At 35.3% G+C, this 22165-nt stretch carries 21 protein-coding genes; 9 read left to right on the top strand and 12 right to left on the bottom strand.

Features of this window, described 5'->3' with window-relative positions:
• Window positions 1-77: 77 nt before the first annotated feature.
• The gene (locus OZP11_RS02195; protein ID WP_281233609.1) at window positions 78-521 is read left to right on the top strand and encodes a thiol-disulfide oxidoreductase DCC family protein; all 444 of its coding nucleotides are present in this window, start codon (window positions 78-80) and stop codon (window positions 519-521) included.
• A gap of 214 nt (window positions 522-735) precedes the next feature.
• Here OZP11_RS02195 and ettA read toward each other — a convergent pair whose 3' ends face one another.
• The 3 genes from ettA to holA all read right to left on the bottom strand — a co-directional run bounded on the left by ettA (window position 736) and on the right by holA (window position 3741).
• Window positions 736-2427, bottom strand: a complete 1692-nt coding sequence (gene ettA / locus OZP11_RS02200; protein ID WP_198855721.1) for an energy-dependent translational throttle protein EttA — start codon at window positions 2425-2427, stop codon at window positions 736-738.
• Between the two features lie 61 nt (window positions 2428-2488).
• A complete protein-coding gene (locus tag OZP11_RS02205) occupies window positions 2489-2671 on the bottom strand; it encodes a CAL67264 family membrane protein (RefSeq protein ID WP_281233610.1) in 183 nt (60 codons plus the stop codon).
• 65 nt (window positions 2672-2736) lie between these two features.
• Entirely contained in the window at window positions 2737-3741 is a 1005-nt protein-coding gene (gene holA / locus OZP11_RS02210; RefSeq protein ID WP_281233611.1) for a DNA polymerase III subunit delta, read from the bottom strand.
• 98 nt (window positions 3742-3839) lie between these two features.
• Here holA and OZP11_RS02215 point away from each other — a divergent pair, with 98 nt between their 5' ends.
• From OZP11_RS02215 to OZP11_RS02225, 3 genes are read left to right on the top strand one after another with little or no spacing between them, the layout of a single operon-like run.
• Window positions 3840-4292 carry a type I restriction enzyme HsdR N-terminal domain-containing protein gene (locus tag OZP11_RS02215; protein WP_281233612.1) on the top strand — a complete coding sequence of 151 codons (453 nt, stop codon included), beginning with the start codon at window positions 3840-3842 and terminating at the stop codon, window positions 4290-4292.
• Window positions 4293-4303: 11 nt separating this feature from the next.
• Window positions 4304-5323, top strand: coding sequence for a glycosyltransferase family 2 protein (locus OZP11_RS02220; protein ID WP_281233613.1), 1020 nt, complete (start codon window positions 4304-4306; stop codon window positions 5321-5323).
• Window positions 5324-5357: 34 nt separating this feature from the next.
• Window positions 5358-6191 carry an OmpA/MotB family protein gene (locus tag OZP11_RS02225; RefSeq protein WP_281233614.1) on the top strand — a complete coding sequence of 278 codons (834 nt, stop codon included), beginning with the start codon at window positions 5358-5360 and terminating at the stop codon, window positions 6189-6191.
• 191 nt (window positions 6192-6382) lie between these two features.
• On the opposite strand, the gene OZP11_RS02230 is transcribed toward OZP11_RS02225, so the two are convergent.
• The 3 genes from OZP11_RS02230 to OZP11_RS02240 all read right to left on the bottom strand — a co-directional run bounded on the left by OZP11_RS02230 (window position 6383) and on the right by OZP11_RS02240 (window position 10490).
• Window positions 6383-7003, bottom strand: a complete 621-nt coding sequence (locus OZP11_RS02230; RefSeq protein ID WP_281233615.1) for an L-threonylcarbamoyladenylate synthase — start codon at window positions 7001-7003, stop codon at window positions 6383-6385.
• Window positions 7004-7089: 86 nt separating this feature from the next.
• Complete coding sequence (locus OZP11_RS02235; protein WP_281233616.1) at window positions 7090-9426, bottom strand: ATP-dependent helicase; 2337 nt, start codon at window positions 9424-9426, stop codon at window positions 7090-7092.
• Between the two features lie 296 nt (window positions 9427-9722).
• Window positions 9723-10490 (bottom strand): sulfite exporter TauE/SafE family protein, encoded by a 768-nt coding sequence (locus OZP11_RS02240; RefSeq protein ID WP_281233617.1) that lies wholly within the window; start codon window positions 10488-10490, stop codon window positions 9723-9725.
• A gap of 124 nt (window positions 10491-10614) precedes the next feature.
• On the opposite strand from OZP11_RS02240, the gene OZP11_RS02245 reads away from it, so the two are divergent.
• Window positions 10615-11139, top strand: a complete 525-nt coding sequence (locus OZP11_RS02245) for a DUF7935 family protein (RefSeq protein ID WP_281233618.1) — start codon at window positions 10615-10617, stop codon at window positions 11137-11139.
• Window positions 11140-11227: 88 nt separating this feature from the next.
• Here the strand turns inward: OZP11_RS02245 and OZP11_RS02250 are convergent, their stop codons facing one another.
• Window positions 11228-12133 (bottom strand): patatin-like phospholipase family protein, encoded by a 906-nt coding sequence (locus OZP11_RS02250; protein ID WP_281233619.1) that lies wholly within the window; start codon window positions 12131-12133, stop codon window positions 11228-11230.
• 98 nt (window positions 12134-12231) lie between these two features.
• Complete coding sequence (locus OZP11_RS02255; protein ID WP_281233620.1) at window positions 12232-14292, bottom strand: M1 family aminopeptidase; 2061 nt, start codon at window positions 14290-14292, stop codon at window positions 12232-12234.
• Window positions 14293-14392: 100 nt separating this feature from the next.
• Between OZP11_RS02255 and OZP11_RS02260 the strand changes: the two genes are divergently transcribed.
• The 3 genes from OZP11_RS02260 to OZP11_RS02270 are packed head-to-tail and all read left to right on the top strand — an operon-like array spanning window position 14393 to window position 16010.
• The gene (locus OZP11_RS02260) at window positions 14393-15115 is read left to right on the top strand and encodes a Dph6-related ATP pyrophosphatase (RefSeq protein WP_281235496.1); all 723 of its coding nucleotides are present in this window, start codon (window positions 14393-14395) and stop codon (window positions 15113-15115) included.
• A 3-nt stretch (window positions 15116-15118) separates the two neighbouring features.
• Window positions 15119-15505 (top strand): hypothetical protein, encoded by a 387-nt coding sequence (locus OZP11_RS02265; protein ID WP_281233621.1) that lies wholly within the window; start codon window positions 15119-15121, stop codon window positions 15503-15505.
• 1 nt (window position 15506) lies between these two features.
• Window positions 15507-16010 carry a hypothetical protein gene (locus OZP11_RS02270; RefSeq protein WP_281233622.1) on the top strand — a complete coding sequence of 168 codons (504 nt, stop codon included), beginning with the start codon at window positions 15507-15509 and terminating at the stop codon, window positions 16008-16010.
• 10 nt (window positions 16011-16020) lie between these two features.
• On the opposite strand, the gene OZP11_RS02275 is transcribed toward OZP11_RS02270, so the two are convergent.
• The 3 genes from OZP11_RS02275 to OZP11_RS02285 all read right to left on the bottom strand — a co-directional run bounded on the left by OZP11_RS02275 (window position 16021) and on the right by OZP11_RS02285 (window position 18824).
• Complete coding sequence (locus tag OZP11_RS02275) at window positions 16021-16413, bottom strand: DUF4348 domain-containing protein (protein ID WP_281233623.1); 393 nt, start codon at window positions 16411-16413, stop codon at window positions 16021-16023.
• The gene (locus tag OZP11_RS02280) at window positions 16413-16952 is read right to left on the bottom strand and encodes a DUF1697 domain-containing protein (RefSeq protein WP_281233624.1); all 540 of its coding nucleotides are present in this window, start codon (window positions 16950-16952) and stop codon (window positions 16413-16415) included. Before OZP11_RS02280 ends, OZP11_RS02275 begins: the two co-directional genes overlap by 1 nt.
• 114 nt (window positions 16953-17066) lie before the next feature.
• Entirely contained in the window at window positions 17067-18824 is a 1758-nt protein-coding gene (locus OZP11_RS02285) for a hypothetical protein (RefSeq protein WP_281233625.1), read from the bottom strand.
• Window positions 18825-19117: 293 nt separating this feature from the next.
• Between OZP11_RS02285 and recG the strand changes: the two genes are divergently transcribed.
• Complete coding sequence (gene recG / locus OZP11_RS02290) at window positions 19118-21226, top strand: ATP-dependent DNA helicase RecG (protein WP_281233626.1); 2109 nt, start codon at window positions 19118-19120, stop codon at window positions 21224-21226.
• A 288-nt stretch (window positions 21227-21514) separates the two neighbouring features.
• Here recG and OZP11_RS02295 read toward each other — a convergent pair whose 3' ends face one another.
• Window positions 21515-22117, bottom strand: a complete 603-nt coding sequence (locus OZP11_RS02295; RefSeq protein ID WP_281233627.1) for a PAS domain-containing protein — start codon at window positions 22115-22117, stop codon at window positions 21515-21517.
• Window positions 22118-22165: the final 48 nt, after the last annotated feature.

The raw sequence follows: 22165 nt of genomic DNA on the forward strand, positions 1-22165 counted from the left end.
TTCGTTCTTTAAATCCAAATTGGAAAAATCTATTTAAAGAAATAGAAAGCGTAATGACTTTATAATAACAAATTGTAATGGAAAAACATCGTGAGATTGCTTCATTCCTCGCAATGACTGCAAAAAACAAAAAAATAATCCTTTTTGACGAAGTTTGTAATCTCTGCAGCTCTGCTGTACAGTTTATTATCAATCACGACAAAAAAGATATTTTTAGATTCGTCGCATTGCAATCTGATTTAGGGACTTCAATTTGTAAACATCTAGGAATCAGTTTTTCTAAAATGGATAGTATTATTTTATATGATCCCGGAACAGCATATTTCTATAAGTCTTCTGCAATTCTGGAAATCGCTAAAAACTTTGGAGGTATTTGGAAATTGACTCCTGTTTTTAGAATTGTACCAATTTTTATAAGTGACAGAATTTATGATTATGTTGCAAAAAACAGATACAATTGGTACGGCAAAAAAGAAAGCTGTATGATACCAACTCCGGAATTGAAAGCTAAGTTTTTGTAAAAATTACAATTTCTCTTAATATTGTCATTTCGACTTAAGGAGAAATCTTCATAGGTAGCTCCGTTCCAATTGGCTAATCCTTTGTAGAGTTTCTCGCGAAGATTTCTCCTTAAATCGAAATGACAAACTAAGTGGGAAAACTTAAAAACAAAAAAAATCCCAAATTCACATCAATTGGAATTTGGGATTTTTTATTTGAAATTGATTAGAAATATTATCTAATCAATTTTCTGTATTTCAAACGTTTTGGAGTTAAATCTCCACCAAGACGTTTCTTTTTGTTTTCTTCATAATCAGAGAAACTTCCTTCGAAGAAGTACACTTCAGAATCTCCTTCGAAAGCAAGGATGTGAGTACAAATTCTGTCTAAGAACCATCTGTCATGAGAAATGATAACAGCACAACCTGCAAAATTTTCCAAACCTTCTTCAAGAGCTCGAAGTGTATTTACGTCAAGGTCATTCGTAGGCTCATCCAGTAAAAGTACGTTTCCTTCTTCTTTTAATGTCATCGCTAAGTGTAAACGGTTACGTTCTCCACCAGAAAGCATTGACACTTTTTTGTTCTGCTCACCTCCTCCAAAATTGAAACGTGATAAGTAAGCTCTAGAGTTTACCTGCTTTCCTCCCATCATAATCAATTCCTGACCGTCTGCAAAGTTTTCCCAAATAGATTTATTTGGATCAATATTAGAGTGTGACTGATCTACGTAAGCGATTTTTACAGTATCTCCAACAGAAAATTCACCGCTGTCTGTAGCCTGTTCGCCCATAATCATTTTAAAAATAGTCGATTTACCGGCACCATTTGGTCCAATAATTCCAACAATTCCAGCTTGTGGCAGCGTAAAGTTCAGGTTATCATATAATAATTTATCACCAAATGCTTTCGCAACATTTTTTGCTTCGATAACATTTGTTCCTAAACGAGGTCCATTCGGAATGTAGATTTCTAACTTCTCGTCTAATTGTTTTTGATCTTCATTCAATAATTTGTCGTAGTTCTGTAAACGGGCTTTTTGTTTTGTCTGACGGCCTTTAGCTCCCTGACGAACCCATTCTAACTCACGCTCTAAAGTTTTTCTTCGTTTAGAAGCTACTTTTTCTTCCTGAGCCAGACGGTTTGATTTTTGATCTAACCAAGAAGAATAATTTCCTTTCCACGGAATACCTTCTCCTCTATCCAACTCAAGAATCCAGCCTGCTACATTATCCAAGAAATAACGGTCGTGCGTTACAGCAATTACAGTTCCTGAATATTGTGCTAAATGCTGCTCTAACCAAAGTACAGACTCAGCATCAAGGTGGTTGGTAGGCTCATCCAGAAGCAATACATCCGGCTGCTGCAATAACAAACGGCATAAAGCTACACGACGACGCTCACCTCCTGAAAGGTTTTTAATTGGCGTATCTCCTTCCGGTGTACGCAGCGCATCCATTGCGATTTCTAATTTTGTATCGATTTCCCAAGCACCAAGAGCATCAATTTTGTCTTGTAAAGCGGCCTGGCGATCCATCAATTTATCCATTTTATCCTGATCCTCATAATATTCCGGAAGACCAAATAAATCATTAATCTGATTGTACTCTTCTAAAACCGCCATAGTTTCTGCCGCGCCTTCACGAACTATTTCGATAACTGTTTTAGAATCATCAAGAATTGGTTCCTGCTCTAAATATCCAACTGTATATCCCGGTTGGAATACCACATCTCCCTGATAGTTTTTATCTACACCTGCAATAATTTTTAAAAGAGAAGACTTTCCTGAACCGTTAAGACCCAAAATACCAATCTTAGCACCGTAAAAGAAACTAAGGTAAATATTCTTAAGTACCGGCTTGTCTGCTCCCTGATAGGTTTTACTCAATTTCTGCATTGAGAAAATTACTTTCTTATCGTCTGACATTTTTATGTTCTTTATATAAATTAATTATTTTTCTATTGATTTCCTGAAATTGACACTGCAATTACACTCTTCCTTTCAAAGCATTAAAAACCCATGCGTTAGCAAAAAAACCTACACCTGCTGCTGCAAATCCCCAGCCCGAAACATCTCTGTATCTGAAAGCTCCAAGACCTATAAGCAGTAATCCCATTAGTACCATAACCAAAGTGGCCCATCCTAAAACGGTATTTTTATTCATTCCCATAATTATATAGTAATATTTTGAAGTAGTAAAATTTTTAGAAAGGCAAATATCGTGAATTTTAATGGCTAATTAAATATTTTATACAGCATTTCTTTCAGTAAATCAGATTGCGGTAATGCATTTGCACCAACTCCTTTACTTTTTACATCAATATCACGAAGTGCACCTACAATCTGGCTGACTTTTCGCATTGGATAATTTTTTACGGCTAAGTCGTATTCTTTTAAGAAATAAGGATTTACACCAATCGCTGCCGCAACATTTTTTGGATTTTTATCCTTAAGGCCGTGGTATTTTAAAAGCTGGACAAAAAAACCGAAAACCAGTCCTGTCGTCATTACAAGCGGATACTCTTTAGGATTGTGCGCAAAATTCTCAGCAATTTTGTAAGCCTTCAGCTGATTTCGTTCTCCAATTGCTTTTCGCAGTTCGAATACATTATAATCTTTACTAAACCCAATATTTTCCTCAATATGCTGAGGCGTGATCATGGTTCCTTTTGGCAAAATAATCTGAAGTTTCTCCAGTTCGTTGTTTATTTTGCTTAAATCAGTTCCCAAAAACTCAACCAGCATGGCATTTGCCTTTGGATCAATTGTATATTTTTTCCCGGCCAAAACACGTTTGATCCAGTCTCCTACCTGATTTTCGTAGAGTTTTTTACTTTCGTAAACAATTCCTTTCTGCGCCAGAAGTTTCGTTACTTTCTTTCTCTTATCAAGTGTTTTGTATTTATAACAAAAAACTAAAACTGTGCTTGGCATCGGATTATCAACGTAAGCTTCTATTTTATCTATTGTTCTTGATAATTCCTGCGCTTCCTTTACAATAACAACCTGACGTTCAGCCATCATCGGATAGCGCTTGGCCGTTGAAACAATATCATCAACAGATACATCTCTTCCGTATAAAACAGTCTGATTAAAACCTTTCTCTTCTTCTGCCAGTACATTTTGTTCAATATACTCAGAAAGTTTATCTATATAATATGGTTCTTCGCCCATTAAAAAATAGATTGGTTTTATATCTCCGGCCTTGATATCGTTGACAATTTTTATTACTTCGTCCATTAAATTTAATTTTCAGTATTCAGTATCAGTTTTCAGTTTAGTCAAATAAATAATCAAGTAATTTTCAAATTGACTAATTTTCAAATTATATTTGCTTTATGTTAAAACTAAATTTCCCTACTTATACTTTCCGATTCAAAAATAGCGAAAATAAAGTGTCTATTTTTGATGAAATCAGGAAAAAATTTATAATTCTTACCCCCGAAGAATGGGTTCGCCAGCACGTAGTTCATTATTTAATTCATGAAAAAAAATATCCAAAATCTTTAATAAACGTAGAGAAAGTTTTAACAGTCAACGGATTAAGAAAAAGATACGATGTTGTAGTTTTTAATTCAGACGGTTCTATACATATATTAGTAGAGTGCAAAGCGCCGGAAGTACGGATTTCACAAGCAACTTTTGATCAGATTGCACGCTACAATATGACAATGCAGGCACGATTTTTGAACGTAACAAACGGACTAAGCCATTACTATTGTCAAATGGACTTTGAGAATGAAAAATATCAGTTTTTGCCAGGCTTACCTGATTACATTATTAAAAAATAAATAGAATACTTTTGGATAAAATAGCAGTTGTCATTTTAAATTGGAACGGAGTTAAATTGTTAGAGCAGTTTTTACCGTCGGTTTTGCAATATTCAGAAGGAGCTTCAATCTACGTTGCTGATAATGCATCGACAGATAATTCTGTGGAATTTGTAAAACAAAATTTTCCCACAGTAAAAATAGTTCAAAACACAGGTAATTACGGCTTTGCAAAAGGATATAATGAAGCGCTTAAACACATTGATGCCGAAATATATGCCTTAGTCAATTCAGATATCGAAGTAACCAAAAACTGGCTCAAGCCCATAATTGAAACTTTTGATACTGAAAAAAGAACTGCAGTCATTCAGCCAAAAATTCTTGATTTTAAGAACAAAGAATATTTTGAATATGCAGGCGGAGCAGGCGGATTTATAGATAAATATGGTTTTCCTTACTGCCGGGGCAGAATTTTTGATACAGTAGAAAAAGATGAAGGACAATATGATAACAATTGTGAATTGTTCTGGGCATCCGGGGCCTGCTTTTTTATCAGAAAAGAGGTTTTTGATTATTTAGAAGGTTTTGATGAAGCGTTTTTTGCCCATCAGGAAGAGATTGATTTATGCTGGCGTGCCTTAAATGACGGTTTTATTGTAAAATACAATTCGCAATCTGTTGTTTACCATGTTGGAGGTGCAACATTACAGCAGGGAAATCCAAAAAAGACCTATTTGAATTTTAGGAATTCCCTTTTAATGATGGTTAAAAATCTGCCGGAGAAAGGATTATTTTTTGTTGTATTTTTTAGAATGGTGCTGGACGGAATTGCCGGTATTCGTTTTCTTGCGCAGGGAAAAGTGAAACATACTTTTGCTATTTTAAAAGCTCATTTTTCTTTTTATTCCCTATCTTTAAAATACTATAAAAAAAGAAAAGAATTTCAGATACAGCAATACTATACCGTAAAAAGTGTCGTTTACCTGTATTATATAAAGAAATTACGGGTTTTTAAAGAAATCTTTAACAGTAATCAAAATATTAAAAAGTAAATTTGTAATCAACGTTTAATTAAATATAATACCTATGAGAAAAATAGTTATCGCACTATCAGTATTAATGGCCTTAACGTCTTGTGTATCTAAAAAAGAATATGCTGCACTAGAAGCTAAGAACAAAGAAATTCAAGATTTATTAAACTCTTGCACAGTTAAATTAAATTCTTGTTTAGAAGAAAAAGCAGGATTAGCAGCTACAGCTGAAAGCTATAAACAACACAATCAGGACTTAATTAACAGTTCTAAAGACTTAACCGTTTTAACTACAAAAGGTGCTGAAAACCTTGAAAAATCTTTAGAAAGCTTAAAAGAGAAAGATTTAAAAATTTCAAGACTTCAGGATGCTCTTACAAAAAAAGACAGTGTAACTTTAGCTTTAGTTACAAGTTTAAAAGGAGCAGTTGGAATCAACGATCCGGATATCGAAATCAATGTTGAAAAAGGAGTTGTATTTATCTCTATCGCAGATAAATTATTATTCAAAAGCGGCAGCTACGACGTAAGCGACAAAGCAAAAACTGTTTTGGCTAAAGTTGCAAAAGTAGTAAACGACAAACCTGATTTCGAATGTATGGTTGAAGGTCACACTGATAATGTACCATACAAAAGTAACGGTGTAATCTTAGACAACTGGGATTTAAGTGTTAAACGTTCTACTTCTATCGTTCGTGTATTAACAAATGATCTTGGTGTTAACCCAGCTAAATTAATTGCTGCAGGTAGAAGCTCTTATGTGCCTTTAGTTTCTAACGATACTCCAGAAGACAGATCTCGTAACAGAAGAACTCGTATTGTTGTTATGCCAAAAATCGATCAATTCTACGACATGATCGAAAAAGAAATGAAAAAACAAGCAAAATAATTAAAAGTTAATTTGCTGAAGTATAAAAGAAAAAGCAGGTCGGTTGACCTGCTTTTTTTTGTACTCTTAATTTATTTTTAAACAGCCAATTAAATATAAATTAAGGATAGCTTTTTTTATTAACTAACTAAATTTTAACTATACTAAAGTTACTCATTATTTTTTAACTTTTATATCATTTCAGTAATTATTTACAAAATATCAATATCACCCTTTCCTTCTCTTATCACAACCGGCTCATGCTCAGATAAATCGATGATAGTTGACCCTACATTATCTCCGTAACCACCGTCAATTACCATGTCGACAAGATTTTGCCATTTTTCAAAAATAAGCTCAGGATCAGTCGTATACTCAATTACATCATCTTCATCACGAATCGACGTTGACACAATTGGATTCCCTAACTGGCTTACAATTTCCAAAACTATGTTATTATCGGGCACACGAATACCAACAGTTGTTTTCTTTTTGAACTCTTTTGGTAGATTATTATTTCCCGGTAAGATAAAAGTATACGGTCCGGGAAGTGCTCTCTTTAATATTTTAAAAGTTGATGTATCAATCTGACGAACATAATCAGACAGATTACTTAAGTCATGACAAATAAAAGAGAAATTTGCTTTCTCTAATTTTACGCCTTTAATTTTAGCAATCTTTTCTAACGCTCTCGAATTCGTAATATCACAGCCTAAACCATAAACAGTATCGGTTGGATAAATTACTAAACCGCCATTCTGAAGCACTTTCACTACTTTTGCAATTGCCGCTTCACTGGGTTTATCCGGATATATTTTTATAAATTCTGCCATTGTTTTTTGTTTTATTTTGTTTCAGGTTTCAATGTTCAAGTTAAAACAGAACGTAAAACTTGAAATACGAAACTTGAAACGAATTTTTATCCTATAACATCTAATTTAGCAAATCGCAGTAAAAGCTTCTTAATGCCGCCTACTTCAAATTTTATTTCAGCTTTTTTATCAGCTCCTGCTCCTTCTAAATTAATCACTTCTCCTTTTCCAAAACGTTCATGCATGACCACATTTCCAATGTTCAGAGTGCTGTCGAATAAATTAGCACCTGAACTTGCCGGAGCATTTCCAGAAACTGGTTTTAATTTTCTGATATTCAAATCCGGTTTCGGATTATTATCTGTAATATGTTTTGGCGGTGTTCCTCCTACAGGTTTAGATAAACGCAGTTTTGATTTGTCTACATCACCAAAGATATCACCGTCAATTGGTGATTTATAACGATAACTCGTTTCAGCCGGAGTTAAATGTTCCAAATACTGCCCGTCAATTTCTTCTATAAAACGAGACGGTTCACTGTCAGTCAGTTTACCCCAGCGATAACGGGACTGCGCATAAGTTAAATAAGCCTGATGCTCTGCACGTGTTAATGCCACGTAAAATAAACGGCGTTCTTCTTCCAGTTCGCTTCTGGTACTCATACTCATAGCACTCGGAAACAAATCTTCTTCCATACCTACCACAAAAACATGAGGAAACTCAAGTCCTTTTGCCAGGTGAATCGTCATCAGCGCCACACGATCTTCATCATTAGTATCTTTATCAAGATCAGTCGCCAGAGCAACATCTTCCATAAACTCAGAAAGTACACCTCTTGCTCCGTCAATTTCTCTTTGTCCTTCGGTAAAATCTTTTATACCATTTAAAAGCTCTTCGATATTCTGAATTTTTGCCATTCCTTCCGGGGTAGCATCTTTCTTCAATTCCTGAACCAGACCTGTTTTTTTAGCAACATGATCTGTGATATAAAAAGCGTCCTGATTCTGATCGATTACCTGAAAGCTCTGAATCATGGTAACAAAATCTTTTAGCTTGTTTTTGGTTCCGGCATTTAGTTTCAAATCGATTTTATCGATATTCACCATCACTTCCCAAATCGAACGCTTGTAATGATTGGCTGCAATAGTCAGCTTTTCAACCGTTGTGTCACCAATTCCACGAGCCGGATAATTTATTACGCGAATTAAGGCCTCTTCGTCTTTTGGGTTCAGAACCAGACGTAAATAACATAAAACGTCTTTAATTTCCTTACGCTGATAGAAAGATAAACCTCCGTAGATTCGATACGGAATATCACGTTTTCTTAAGGCGTCTTCCATTGCACGCGACTGGGCATTGGTACGATATAAAATTGCAAAAGATCCGTTATGAAGCTGATTCTGCATCTTTTGCTCAAAAATTGTACTCGCTACAAAACGTCCTTCTTCGGCATCAGTTAAACTTCTATGTACTTTAATTCTTGGTCCAAATTCATTTGCCGTCCAAACCACTTTATCCAGTTTGGTTTTATTATGCTCCATAACCGTATTGGCGGCTTCTACAATATTACGGGTTGAACGGTAATTCTGCTCCAAACGGAACATCACCACACCTTCGTAATCCTTCTGGAAATTCAAAATATTATTAATGTTCGCTCCACGGAACGCATAAATACTCTGCGCATCATCTCCAACCACACAAATATTCTGAAATTTATCAGATAAAGCCCTAACAATCAAATATTGAGAATGGTTCGTATCCTGGTACTCATCAACCAGAATATATCTAAAACGGTTCTGGTATTTTGCTAAAACTTCAGGAAAACGAGTTAATAATTCGTTGGTTTTCAACAACAAATCATCAAAATCCATTGCTCCTGCCTTGAAACATCTTTCAACATACTGCTGATAAATTTCTCCCAATCGAGGTTTTTTAGACATCGCATCTGCTTCCATCAATTCAGGATTGTTGAAATATGCTTTTACTGTAATCAAACTATTCTTGTAGCTCGAAATACGGCCTAAAACCTGTTTTGGTTTATAAATATCGCGATCCAGCTGCATCTCTTTTATAATAGAAGAAATAAGACGCGCAGAATCCTGAGAATCGTAAATGGTAAAATTGGACGGATATCCTAAAAGTTCCGATTCAGCACGCAGAATACGGGCAAAGATTGAGTGAAAGGTTCCCATCCAAAGGTTCTTAGCCTCAGATGCTCCTACAATATCTGAAATTCTATGTTTCATTTCACGTGCTGCCTTATTGGTAAAAGTCAGCGACAAAATATTGAAAGCATCAATTCCCTGATGCATTAGATAAGCAATTCTAATCGTTAAAACACGGGTTTTTCCCGAACCTGCACCAGCAATAATAATCATTGGCCCGTCTTTCTTTAAAACAGGCGCTCTCTGCGCTTCGTTGAGCTGGTCAATATAATTCTGCATGTAGTTTTCTCCTTTTATGCAAAAATAAGAATTTAAAAAGAAAGTTCCTAAGATGCTTTCGAAAGGTTCTAAGATGCTGAGATGCTAAGGCTCTAAGTTTTTCTTGAAGCCAAACAAAAGGCATTTTTTTGAGCATGGTTTCCCGCTTTCGGCTATATCTCTCCGCTCCCCTGCGAGGATACCGCCTCAATCGGGGCTAAAACAAACAGTTTTTTTTAAAGATGTTGAGATTCTTCCTAACTTCTATTTAATTCGAAAAAAAACTTAGATCCTTAGCATCTCAGAACCTTAGTCCCTTATTTAGAAAACACATCATAAGCAAATCGAATCAAAGTACCCACTACCACTATCAAAAAGAAAATCCTGATAAAGCTGTTTCCTTTATTAATTGCCAGTTTTGCGCCCAGCCATCCGCCGAGTCCGTTGCTTATCGCCATTGGAATCGCAATTGTCCAGATGATTTTTCCTTTAATCATAAACAAACAGATTGAACCAAAGTTAGTTGCCAGATTGACCATTTTGGCATTCGCGGAAGCGTGAAGAAAATCAAACCCCAAAAGTGCTATAAAAGCAACGACGAAAAAACTTCCGGTTCCGGGACCGATAAATCCGTCATAAAAACCAACAATAATGCTAATAACAACGGCATACATTATTTGAGTCACCTCTGAATGGTCTTTTGCGACATGCTGGCCAAAATTCTTTTTGGCGTATGTATAAACAAACAATAATGACAAAACAACCAATAAAAGCGGTTTCATAAAATCATTACTCACTAAAGTCAAAATTGTCGATCCTAAAAACGCCGAAGGTACTGCCAGACACATCATTATAATGAGTAATTTCCATTGAATGACTACTTTCTTCAGGTATTGAAAAGCGGCAAAAGCTGTTCCGCTGAATGCAGGGATTTTTAACGTTCCCACCACAGTTGAAACCGGAAGATTAGGCAGTAAAATTAATCCCATAGGCGTCTGGATTAATCCGCCGCCGCCAACAATGGCATCAATAAATCCTGCCGCAAAAGCAGCTAAACAAAGAAAAAATATAACAGATGAATCCATGAAAGAGGTGTTTTGGTAATAGCAAAAATAAGTTGCAAAAGTAAACCTTCCTTTTCGTTTTATTGCTAAAAATTTAAAGTGGATTTCTCATCAAAAAGTATATTTTTGCCTAAAAATTATTTACATGGATTTTACACGAATTATAGAATTAGCAAGTTATACTTTGCCTGCCATTGTTACGGGATTTGTAGCTTACCGTTTTTTTGAACTTCATATAAAAAACAACGACAAAAAACGTGCTTTTTTATTGAACAAACAGGCTCATAAAGAATCACTGCCGCTGCGTCTGCAAGCATACGAGCGTATGACTTTATTTTTGGAACGTATCAATCTGACCAAATTATTAATCCGAATTTCTCCAATCTCACAAAATAAACACGATTACGAGAATTTTGTAATCGACCAGATAGAACAGGAATTTGAGCACAATTTAACACAGCAGATTTATATGTCCGAAGAATGCTGGACCATAATTACTACGGCTAAAAATGCTACTATTCAGGTAATTCGTAAAACTGCCATGAGCGAAAAAGTAGACAATGCCGATAAATTGCGTGAGGTTATCTTAAACGATTTATTAGAAAAACAATCACCAAGCAATGCCGCTTTAAGTTTTATTAAAACTGAAGTTTCTGATTTGTGGTACTAATTATACTTTGGATTTTAGATTGCAGATTTTAGAATATTTTCTAGTCTCAATCTAAAATCTAAAAATACAAATCTGCCAAATCTACAATTTACAATTTACGATTGTCGCTCATAACCTCAGACTTATTCTGAGCATATTCGTAACCTTGTTCCCACCAGTCTTTCATTACATCTTTATTAAAAATCAAGGCGTTATCTGTTAATTTAATTGGAGTGTAATATAAATTAAGTTTTACATTTTTATTGTTTGCCATAAGTTTTCCTATAGCAATGTCGTGTTTTTCTACCTGATCAAGAGCAATTCGGAACAAATCGATCATTAACGAAAACGGGTTTTTACCTATAACCGTTTTAGTCGTATTCACTTCTGTTTCCAGTACAATTACATCAATTTCTGTGGCACCGCGGTTAATCGCTTCACGTATCGGAACCAGGCTTGAAAATCCCCCATCGCCGTATTCGCAATTATTCTTTTCTGCCAGACTCATAAACGGAACATAATTACTCGAAATCCACGACCACTCGCAAAATTCTTCGTACGTACATTCTTTAACCGATTTATATTCGGAATCGTTTTTTGTGAAATTGGTAACGGTTACCACTACATCTGTCTTGAGTTTTTTCAGTTTATTAAAATCACTCAGAGAAAAATTATTCTGAATGTATTTCTTTAATCCTTTGCTTTCTCCAAAAGTTCTTCTTCCTTTAAAAAACTGGCGCAGTACATTAAAGTGATTGATAGTCACAATATCTACCCCGTCTTTATTTTTAACCACAAACGGACAAATATTAAAAATACTCGCCATAGTAACATTAGTATAAATCGAATGAATTTGTTTAATATGCCCAAGAGCCAGATGCGGAATAAGAAGACTTCCTGTTGAAGTTCCCAGATACAAATCGTACTCATATTTTTTTTCTTCGATTAAATACTGGGCAACGCCTCCGGCAAATGCGCCTTTACTGCCGCCGCCAGAAATAACTAATGCTCTCATAGGTGTATTGTAAGTTTGGTTTTTGGTTATAAAGAGTTTTTTTGTGAAGAGTAAAGAAAATAGACTAATTCATAATCTAAAATCTGAAATCCAATAAATTACTCCTTTAATAAACGGTCTAGCTGAAACTGTTCATCGGGGTTCAAATTAGGCAAAATTTCATTAAATGACGCACGCATTTCAGGATTTTTCAACAAAGTGCGTATCGATTCTCTTCCAAACTTCGAAAACTGCCACATATGATGTGTCGTTGTATTTACTAAATTACTCAGAACCTGATCGTTGATAATCTTAAAGGCAATGAGTTTCTCTAACGCATTCTGCCGCGTGGTTGCTTCGTATTTTGTTGTTGAAAAAGAAATTAGTTCATTTATAAGTTCTTCGGGGCTGCTGCTGTAATCCGGTGTTGATAAAGCCAGAGAAAGCCATAAAGTACGCAGATTGTAATCGTTAAAACCTATCCATTCTTTCGATTTATCCAAATATTCTTTTCTGTGATCCGGAAAGTTTTTCCATAAATAAAACAAAGCAATTTCCTGTGTCTGATACGATTTATCATCCAGTAAAGTTTCGTATTCTGCTCTAAAATCTTCTGGAATTTTAGACAAAGTTGCAGCGAGAGTCTGGCGAACCTGAATAGTATTCTGGTGCATTGCTTTTAGCAGCAGTTCTTTTTTACTTTCATATTTTTCGCTTTGCAATTGTGAAATGATTGCTTCTTTTACCGAGTAATGAACATCTGAATCTAATGTTTTATTTAAAAAATCCATTTTTTCGACTAATGGTGTTTTCTTCAATTTATCGATTTCTAAACGAACCTGAATTGCTTTATTCTTACTTAACAAAGCATTTGCCGCTGGTGTATCAAAAGCAGTCGATTCGAGCCAGGTTTTCTGAAACGGAGCCAGATCAAATTTAGATACCTTTCTAACTTCATCGAAGAAATTTTGTGTGTTTACATTTTTGTAAGCATACTTTTTGAGATAACTTTTTACGGCTTTTTTAAATGCTTTATCTCCAATTGATTCGTGCAGAACAAAAAGAGTCCACGCTCCTTTTTCATAAAAAGTCAGCGAGCTGGCCTTTGCATTCAAAACCGGAATCGAATCGGTTCTTGAGGCAAATTTTATCTGTTGTGCCGTATCGTATAATTTGGCATAGAAATAATCGTCTCCAAAAATTTCTCTTTCGGCAAGTAAAGCATAATAAGTTGCAAAACCTTCCTGCAGCCAATGGTGTGTACTGCTTTCGGCTGTAATTAAATCACCAAACCAGTGATGCGCCAGTTCGTGAGCATCTACATTGGTATAATTGCGGTCTATAAAACCAATATCATCCACAACATAGCGTGTTGCAAAAAGCGTGGTTGTGGTATTTTCCATTCCGGCATATAAAAAATCGCGAACGGGAATATTTCTAAAAACCTTCCACGGATATTTTACACCAATTTCTTTTTCGAGAAAATCAAAAATGCGTTTCGAGTAACGATAAGTATTATCAAATCGTGACGCATCCTTGTTTTCGATATAATATTCTAAAGGAATTTTAGATTTAGAAAGAAAATCTTTTCGATCGTATTTACCAACTGAAAGTACCAGTAAATAAGAACTCATTGGATTCTCCATTTCATACTGCCAATGAATTTGATCATTATTTTCGGTTTTGCTTTTTAGGATTCCGTTTGAAATTACCTTATAGTCTTTTTTGTACGTTATTCCTAAATTAAAAATTACCTTTTCGTTTACATCGTCAAAACTCGGAAACCAATTGCTGGTGTATCTTCCCTGCCCCTGCGTCCAGATTTGCAAGTCATCGTTTTCGATATCAACAAAATACAATGCCTGTTTTGGTTTTACGGTATAACTGAATGTCAAATGCTTATTTCCTGTTTGAAAGTTGTTTACGATTTGTAATTCTTTGCTGGTATTTACAAATCGTACATCCTGTCCATCAATCTGAACATTAGTAAATTCCATGTTTTTTGCATCAATTTTAATGGTATCAATTGGCTGCAAAACATCAAAATCGTAATCTACCTGTCCTGAAATTGTTCTTTTTGAATCGTTTATAGTCAATTGCCCGGTAACCGATATAAAATCGACATATTTGGTCTGCTGAGCAAAAATGAAGCTGGATATAAAAAGGAAAATATATTTCATTGAGAATAAATTAATGGCAAATTCCCAAAGTTACAAACCTTTCAGTAACAAATCGAATGAAATTTGTAAGTTTACAATATAAAAATCCTAAATCGTGCCAATACCACAAAAAGCCTTATTTAACTGGAGCAGCGGAAAAGATTCTGCTCTGTCTTTATACAAAATCCTACAGAATCCAGATTTTAAAATTGAATGTCTGCTTACCAGCGTTAATCAGCAGCATCAGCGGATTTCGATGCATGGTGTTCGGACAGAATTATTAAAGGCACAGGCTGAAAGCATTGGTATTCCGTTAAAAATCATGGAGATTCCGGAAATGCCCACAATGGAAGACTACGAAAAAGTAATGACCGAGACCTTAACTGAACTAAAAAATCAGGGAATTACACATTCTGTTTTTGGTGATATTTTTCTGGAAGATTTACGAAAATATCGCGAAGAACAACTGGCTAAAATAGGTTTTGAAGGCGTTTTTCCGCTTTGGAAAATCCCAACGCACGATTTAATTCAGGAATTTATTTCGCTGGGATTTAAAACTATTGTCGTTTGTGTAAACGAACAATTTCTGGACAAAAGTTTTGTGGGCCGGATTATCGATCAGGATTTTATAAATGATCTGCCGAAAAATGTTGATGTATGCGGTGAAAACGGCGAATTTCATACGTTTGCTTTTGACGGACCTGTTTTTTCTAAACCCATTGATTTCGAAATTGGAGAAATCGTTTATCGAAAATATGAAAAACCTAAAAATCAGGATTCTTCAGATTCCTCTGGAACTTCTGATTACGGATTTTGGTTTTGTGATTTAATTAAAAAAGAATAAAAAATGTATTGTAAAAATCTTCTTTCATTAGTAATTATTGTTTTTATTTGCTTTACTTTACAAAGCTGTCTTGCAAGCAGATGCGAAAGACCTCAGATTGTGGGTTATATATACGACGCCGACTCAAAACAGCCTATTGAAAATTGTAAAGTCGGCGAAACAGTAAGTCGGAACAACGGTTATTTTTCACTGGATGAAAAGCGTTACCGCCAGCTTACATTTTTTGGTTTCGAAGCGCCGCCTTTATCTGTTAATGAAAAAATTGAAAAAGAAGGCTACCAGCCGCAGAACATACAATTTATAAATATGCATGGCGGCGGAATCAGAAAGGGGGCATTACATAATACGGATACTATTTACATGAAAAAAATCCCTATACAAACAAACTAATATGATACTGAAAGAAACCGCTGAATTCAAAAAAGTACTTCAATTTCTAAAAGAAATCAATATTGATGTAATTGAAAAAGAACTGGATAACACTTTTTTACCGGGACTGGCTCTGGGCCCGAACTGCATTTATATCGATTACACCAAATTGTTATATCCCGGCGATATTCTGCACGAAGCCGGTCATCTGGCCGTAACCACTGCCGCAGAAAGAAAATTAGTTGGAACCGACGAAATTTCACCTGAATGGCCTACGCAAGGAGAAGAAATTGGTGCTATTTTGTGGTCATTCAGTGCTTCACATCATTTACAGCTGCCTCCGGAATTTGTATTTCATCCTGATGGTTATAAAGGTCATTCAGGTTGGTTTATCACCAATTTCACAGAAGGCAGATATATCGGAATTCATCTTCTGGAATGGATGGGATTGTGTCTTGGAAAAGAAAAGGCAGAAAAAGAACAAAAAGCACCTTTTCCTGCCATGCTAAAATGGGTTCGGGACTAATTTCGGGTATTTAAGTTGACATATCAACCCAGGTTTTTAAATACCACTGTCCTTTTATTTTATGAAAAACGTAATCTACATAAATACCATTATCTGTTCCTCTGCGGTTAATAACAATAGTTTTGCTTTTATGATCGTCTTTTTGTTTATAATCGCTTCCTTTATCGTTGAGTTTGATCATATTATAATTACTTTTAGTAATAACATAATCAGCCAGTTCAAGATCATCATTGTTCATTTTTACTGTCATGGGAAAATTTACCCTGCTTAACTGAAAATTTTTATCAGCAGTAAATTTCTTTAAGAACGCAGTAAAATTTTCATCTGCCGCTGCAGTTTTATTTTGTGCCATTAACGGACTGCTTAAAAGAAAAACAGTTACCAATACAATTATTTTTTTCATTATTCTGTGTACATTTTTAAAAGGTTTGTAACCGTATTCCAGTTGCGGATTGTTGCTGTTACGTTTAATTTTTTCTCAATATATTTTTGATCGAATCTGGTTTTTCCGGCTCCTACGGCGTATTTAATAAAAATCCGGTTTTCATCAATACTGGCTTCATCAGGTTTAAACTGACTGATTTTTAAATCGTTTATATTTTCTTTTTTCAACGTCATTGAAACAAAAGCAACATAGAGTTTTTTAGAATCCATATCTTTTTCTTTCAAAAACGGATTGTTGGCGAAACACGATTCCAAATCTTCTTTGGTTATCATTACAACCGGAACTTCGTGTCCAAAAACCTTAAAGATTTCCTGTTTGATCATAAAACCCACTTTAGAAGCTTCTTCATCACTGTTTACAAAAACATTCCCGGATTGCAGATACGTTCTTACATTCTGAAAACCCAGATTTTCCAGCATTGCTTTCAAAGCTTCCATTTTCATCATATTATGTCCGGAAACATTGATTCCCCGCAAAAGCGCTAAATGTGTTGTCATTTCTTTAATTTTATTCAAAGATAAAAATTGTAATTCTTTTTTATTATTTAAAACTCGTTGATTGCAATTAATTTTAACACTTAGGATGATCGTTTTCTTCGTGACAAAAAAGAATTATTCATCATCATCCTCTTCGCCTGTTTCGATACCAAATTTTACTAAAAAGTCATTTAGTTTCTTTTTGTATTTCTTTTTGGCCTGATCTACAATTTCGTCTGTTTCTTCACTTGATTCTATCGCATTGAGATTAAATTCTTCTTTCACCCATTCCAGAAAGATTTCTTTGTTCTCATTTTCTTCATAATATTCTTCATCTTTATAAAAATACGCATAATCAAAATCGACTGAAATTTCGGTATCAAAAGTAAGAAGATGAATCAGTCTTCGGATATTTTCAGCCACGACGTGAATGCCGCCTTCATCACCAAAAACTACTATCGGACAATTGTTTAAATCATCATCGATAAGCCAATACGCATACGAACTTCCTGAGCCGTTTGCACCGGCAAATTCAATAAAACTGTTGTAGAATTCTTCTTCTTCAGACCAGGTTTTTATTCCGGTTTTATCGTCTATTATTCGAAGTCCAAAACATTCTGAATAGGTTTCTGATCCGTATTTTTTCTCAAATCTGTATAATTTCACCAAATCATCAGGCAATTCATAATCACCAAACTGAGCCGCAAACTCGTCTAATGTAAAACTGTTATCATATTCATCGTCCTCTGTATCCTCTTCCTCGTCCGGAGCTTCGTTAGTCAGGATTTCAAACGTTTTTAAAGCCGTATGTTTTACGCAGAAAAGTTCGATTCCAGGTGCTGTTTCATCGTTCATCCATTGGTATTTTGGATTTCCGTCATCGTAAAGATATTCCAGAATAAGCATGATTTCCTGATCGTCATGACACCATAAAGCGCGCATTCTGATATTAAATCCGTTTGAAATTTCTTCTGAAATCTGGCTGTACTTTTTCCCTTCGTAATCGAAAGGAATAAACGAATAGGTCGTACCGGAAATATGTCTGACTATTTTTCCGTTCTCTTTCAATTCCTGCGTTTCAGACAAAGTATCAACCATATTGACAAACTGCTCACGGAAATTGGTATACATATACCTTTCCTTTTTATCGTAATCCAGAATCGAAAGACCGTCTTTGAAAACCTCAAGGTAATTATTCCCTAAAATTTCTGTGTTAAATGATGATTCAATAAAAGCATCGTTCACAATATCAGATAATTTATGAGTTGATGGGAAATAGTTTTCAACCGAAATAACCGATCCGTCAACATCGGTAACATTACTGCAAATTAGAATATCCGGTCTGTTACTACTGATAATCGCCTGAACATCAGTAAAACGCTCAAAATGCATAAGCATATCATCGGTATAAATGAGCCACGCTCTTACATCGCCTTTTACAAAAAGCTCCCCATGATTGTATTCTCCGGCCAGTACATCACATCGTAAACCACCTCCTAAGTAATGAACACTTCCAAACAAGTTAATATTAACCGTTGTAGTTTCTCCCAGAACAATCAAAGCCGGTGAATTATCAGTATCAAAAGAACTGATGTATTTTTCAACTTTAAGATTTTTTTTAAATATAAAACCTAAGATAAAAATGTCCTGATGTTCCTCTGTATTAAAGCCCATTTCGAACGAATCCATTTCTGCATCTTCTTCTGCCAATAGGAAAACTGGATTTTCTTCGTAATCAGGAAAACGCCAGGTATCTTCAAAAACATTGTAGATTTTATTACCGCTAAAATCAGTTAAATCTCCAATAATAGTATGAGCTTCATGCCGGTTAATGACTTTAAAAGTAATACCGGCAAAAATCAGCGATTCAAAAGGAACTTGTTCTTCTTTCATTATTTTTGGGCTTATATTTTTAACAAATCTAAGTCATTATCTCTATTTATTAAAATATAATATAAGGACTTTACTTAAAAAATGATGCGGTATTTCGGACTTTTAAATTTCCTAATTAAGAGTTATCTTCGCCCTTTAGAAAAGGAATTCTAATACAAAATTCCAAATCTAAAATCAACAATCTAAAATCAACAATCTAAAATCAACAATCTAAAATCAACAATCTAAAATCAACAATCTAAAATCAACAATCTAAAATCTAAAATCTAAAATCTAAAATCTAAAATCCCCGCATGTCTAACAATCTCCTTGAAACTCCTATTGAATACCTAAAAGGTGTTGGTCCCAGCCGGGGGCAGCTTTTACGTAAGGAACTTGGGATTCATAAATATGGCGATCTGGTTAATTTTTATCCAAACCGATACATTGACCGCACACGATATTATAAGATTAATGAATTGCAGAATACCGGAAGTGAGGTTCAGATTATTGGAAAAATCATCAACATCAAAACGGTTGAGTTTGCCAAAAACAAAAAACGTTTAGTTGCCTCTTTTGTAGATGAAACGGGACAGATTGATTTAAACTGGTTTCAGGGACATAAATGGATTCGTGAAAGTTTAAAGCTTAACGAACAATGCGTGATTTTTGGAAAATGTTCGTTGTACGGAAGCCAGTTCAGTATGGCGCATCCCGAAATTGAATTGCTGAGCGAACACGAAAAAAGTCTTCGTTCTGCGATGCAGCCGGTTTATCCGTCAACAGAAACACTGACTAACCGCGGTATTTCAAACCGAACCATCAATAAACTCATGGAACAATTGTTTATTGAAACAGGGGCTTTGTTTACCGAAACTTTTCCGGCTTATTTAATCGAAGAATTAAAGCTGATTTCCAAAAGAGCAGCTTTATTTAATATCCATTTCCCAAAGAGTGCCGAAGCTTTGGCGAAAGCCCAATTCCGATTAAAATTTGAAGAATTATTCTTTATTCAGCTGCAATTAATCACCAAAAATTTAATCCGGAAACATAAAATAAAAGGGCATCCGTTTACAAAAGTGGGTGAATTATTTAACGATTTCTACAAAAACCATCTTCCTTTTGACCTTACTAATGCACAGAAAAGAGTGGTAAAAGAAATCCGTACCGACATGGGAAGCAACGCCCAGATGAACCGTTTACTTCAGGGTGATGTAGGTTCCGGAAAAACTATTGTGGCTTTTATGAGCATGCTTCTGGCAATTGACAATGGTTTTCAGGCATGTTTGATGGCTCCAACGGAAATTTTAGCAAATCAGCACTTTTTAGGATTGTCGGAATTTGCCAATACTTTAAATATAAACATCAAAATATTAACGGGTTCTACCAAAACTTCTGAAAGAAAAATAATCCATGAAGATCTTGAAAGCGGAAGTCTGCAGATCCTGATTGGAACCCATGCTTTGCTTGAAGACAAAGTAAAATTCAAAAACTTAGGTCTTGCCGTTATTGATGAGCAGCACCGTTTTGGTGTAGAACAGCGATCAAAATTGTGGAAGAAAAATGATATTCCGCCACACGTTTTGGTAATGACAGCAACGCCAATCCCGAGAACTCTTGCTATGAGTTTGTACGGCGATCTGGATATTTCGGTTATTGATGAATTACCGCCGGGCAGAAAACCTATTGAAACCGCACATCGTTACGATACCAACCGCTTAAAAGTCTGGAAATTCCTTCGCGATGAAATTGCAAAAGGCAGACAGATTTATATTGTATATCCGCTTATTCAGGAATCGGAAAAAATGGATTATAAGGATTTAATGGATGGTTACGAAAGTATTTCCAGAGATTTTCCGCTGCCGCAATATTCAATTTCGATTCTGCACGGAAAAATGAAACCTGCAGATAAAGACGCCGAAATGAAACGTTTCTCTGAAGGAAAAACGAATATTATGGTTGCCACTACGGTAATCGAAGTAGGTGTAAATGTACCGAATGCGAGTGTTATGATTATCGAAAGTGCCGAACGTTTTGGTTTATCGCAGTTACACCAGTTACGCGGCCGTGTAGGACGTGGTGCGGAACAGAGTTATTGTATTTTAATGACGGGACATAAATTAAGTACCGACAGTAAAACACGAATAGAAACGATGGTTCAGACCAACGACGGTTTCGAAATTGCCGAAGTCGACCTGAAACTCCGCGGTCCCGGAGACATGATGGGAACGCAGCAAAGTGGTGTTTTAAATCTTCAGATAGCCGATATTGTAAAAGACAGGGAAATTTTGTCGTACGCCAGAAACTACGCCATGAAAATACTAAAAGAAGATCCACCGCTCCAAAAACCGGAACACGCGATCCTGAAAGCTGTTTTCATCGAGTTGACGAAGAAGAAAAATATTTGGAATTATATTTCTTAAGGTACAAAGTAACATAGTAACAAAGGTTCAAAGCAAACTTGAAACCTGAAACTTCAAACCTGAAACCTGAAACTTGAAACTTCAAACTTGAAACTTCAAACTTGAAACCTGAAACCTCAAACCTGAAACCTCAAACCTGAAACTTCAAACCTGAAACTTCAAAAAAATACACTCCATTGCATCTCGCTTATTGCTATACTATAAGTTTTAATATTCAGGTGATTTTGATTTGTTGGGGGCAAATTTTGTGTTGAATATTCGATACAATGAAGCATATTTAACTTTTGATTATTTCTTTGACGTGCTTTTCTTTTCGAATATTCCGCCGAATAAACCTTTGCTTATTTTGTTTTTATCATCCTTTCCCGTAGCGATAAGATGATCAACATATTCCATATACGTTTTCTTGCGTTCTTCCAGAAAACCAATCAAATATTCTTCGGAAGCATTTATGCCGCTCGCCTCCTCTATCTGCAAGAGTTTTTTGTACAAAGGCTCAATAAACTTGGTTATTACAGGTTCAGGCACCGACTTTCGGGTTCCGAAGAAACCAACGATTTCACCGTCAGCGTCTGCTACTATTTTAAAATCAGTAACCACCCAGTAATAACGGCCTGTTTTAGCCATATTTTTGATGATAACATGAATATTTTCACTTGATTTGATACTGTCCCACAAGAATTTAAAAATTACCTTGGGCATATCAGGATGTCTTACGATATTATGAGGCTGTCCAATCAGTTCAAATTCATCATATCCGGAAACGTCTATAAAATCTTCATTGGCATACAGAATCGTTCCGTTTTTGTCTGTTTTACTAAGTAATACTTTGTTTTTATTCCAGTCGACCTCTCTGTCAGAAGGCGTTGGGCGGTTAAATCTGGTATCCATATCTATTTCGTTAAAAATTATGTGATAATTAACTGCGTATAAAATATT

The organism is Flavobacterium gelatinilyticum (genome assembly GCF_027111295.1).
GTDB lineage: Bacteria > Bacteroidota > Bacteroidia > Flavobacteriales > Flavobacteriaceae > Flavobacterium > Flavobacterium gelatinilyticum.

Excerpts from the sequence above, each read along its gene's own strand:
- OZP11_RS02285 (WP_281233625.1), bottom strand. The coding sequence starts at position 18,824 with ATGAAAGAAGAACAAGTTCCTTTTGAATCGCTGATTTTTGCCGGTATT.
- OZP11_RS02270 (WP_281233622.1), top strand. The coding sequence starts at position 15,507 with ATGATACTGAAAGAAACCGCTGAATTCAAAAAAGTACTTCAATTTCTA.
- OZP11_RS02225 (WP_281233614.1), top strand. The coding sequence starts at position 5,358 with ATGAGAAAAATAGTTATCGCACTATCAGTATTAATGGCCTTAACGTCT.
- recG (WP_281233626.1), top strand. The coding sequence starts at position 19,118 with ATGTCTAACAATCTCCTTGAAACTCCTATTGAATACCTAAAAGGTGTT.
- holA (WP_281233611.1), bottom strand. The coding sequence starts at position 3,741 with ATGGACGAAGTAATAAAAATTGTCAACGATATCAAGGCCGGAGATATA.
- ettA (WP_198855721.1), bottom strand. The coding sequence starts at position 2,427 with ATGTCAGACGATAAGAAAGTAATTTTCTCAATGCAGAAATTGAGTAAA.
- OZP11_RS02275 (WP_281233623.1), bottom strand. The coding sequence starts at position 16,413 with ATGAAAAAAATAATTGTATTGGTAACTGTTTTTCTTTTAAGCAGTCCG.
- OZP11_RS02230 (WP_281233615.1), bottom strand. The coding sequence starts at position 7,003 with ATGGCAGAATTTATAAAAATATATCCGGATAAACCCAGTGAAGCGGCA.
- OZP11_RS02265 (WP_281233621.1), top strand. The coding sequence starts at position 15,119 with ATGTATTGTAAAAATCTTCTTTCATTAGTAATTATTGTTTTTATTTGC.
- OZP11_RS02240 (WP_281233617.1), bottom strand. The coding sequence starts at position 10,490 with ATGGATTCATCTGTTATATTTTTTCTTTGTTTAGCTGCTTTTGCGGCA.
- OZP11_RS02295 (WP_281233627.1), bottom strand. The coding sequence starts at position 22,117 with ATGGATACCAGATTTAACCGCCCAACGCCTTCTGACAGAGAGGTCGAC.
- OZP11_RS02195 (WP_281233609.1), top strand. The coding sequence starts at position 78 with ATGGAAAAACATCGTGAGATTGCTTCATTCCTCGCAATGACTGCAAAA.
- OZP11_RS02205 (WP_281233610.1), bottom strand. The coding sequence starts at position 2,671 with ATGGGAATGAATAAAAATACCGTTTTAGGATGGGCCACTTTGGTTATG.
- OZP11_RS02245 (WP_281233618.1), top strand. The coding sequence starts at position 10,615 with ATGGATTTTACACGAATTATAGAATTAGCAAGTTATACTTTGCCTGCC.
- OZP11_RS02215 (WP_281233612.1), top strand. The coding sequence starts at position 3,840 with ATGTTAAAACTAAATTTCCCTACTTATACTTTCCGATTCAAAAATAGC.
- OZP11_RS02255 (WP_281233620.1), bottom strand. The coding sequence starts at position 14,292 with ATGAAATATATTTTCCTTTTTATATCCAGCTTCATTTTTGCTCAGCAG.
- OZP11_RS02235 (WP_281233616.1), bottom strand. The coding sequence starts at position 9,426 with ATGCAGAATTATATTGACCAGCTCAACGAAGCGCAGAGAGCGCCTGTT.
- OZP11_RS02250 (WP_281233619.1), bottom strand. The coding sequence starts at position 12,133 with ATGAGAGCATTAGTTATTTCTGGCGGCGGCAGTAAAGGCGCATTTGCC.
- OZP11_RS02280 (WP_281233624.1), bottom strand. The coding sequence starts at position 16,952 with ATGACAACACATTTAGCGCTTTTGCGGGGAATCAATGTTTCCGGACAT.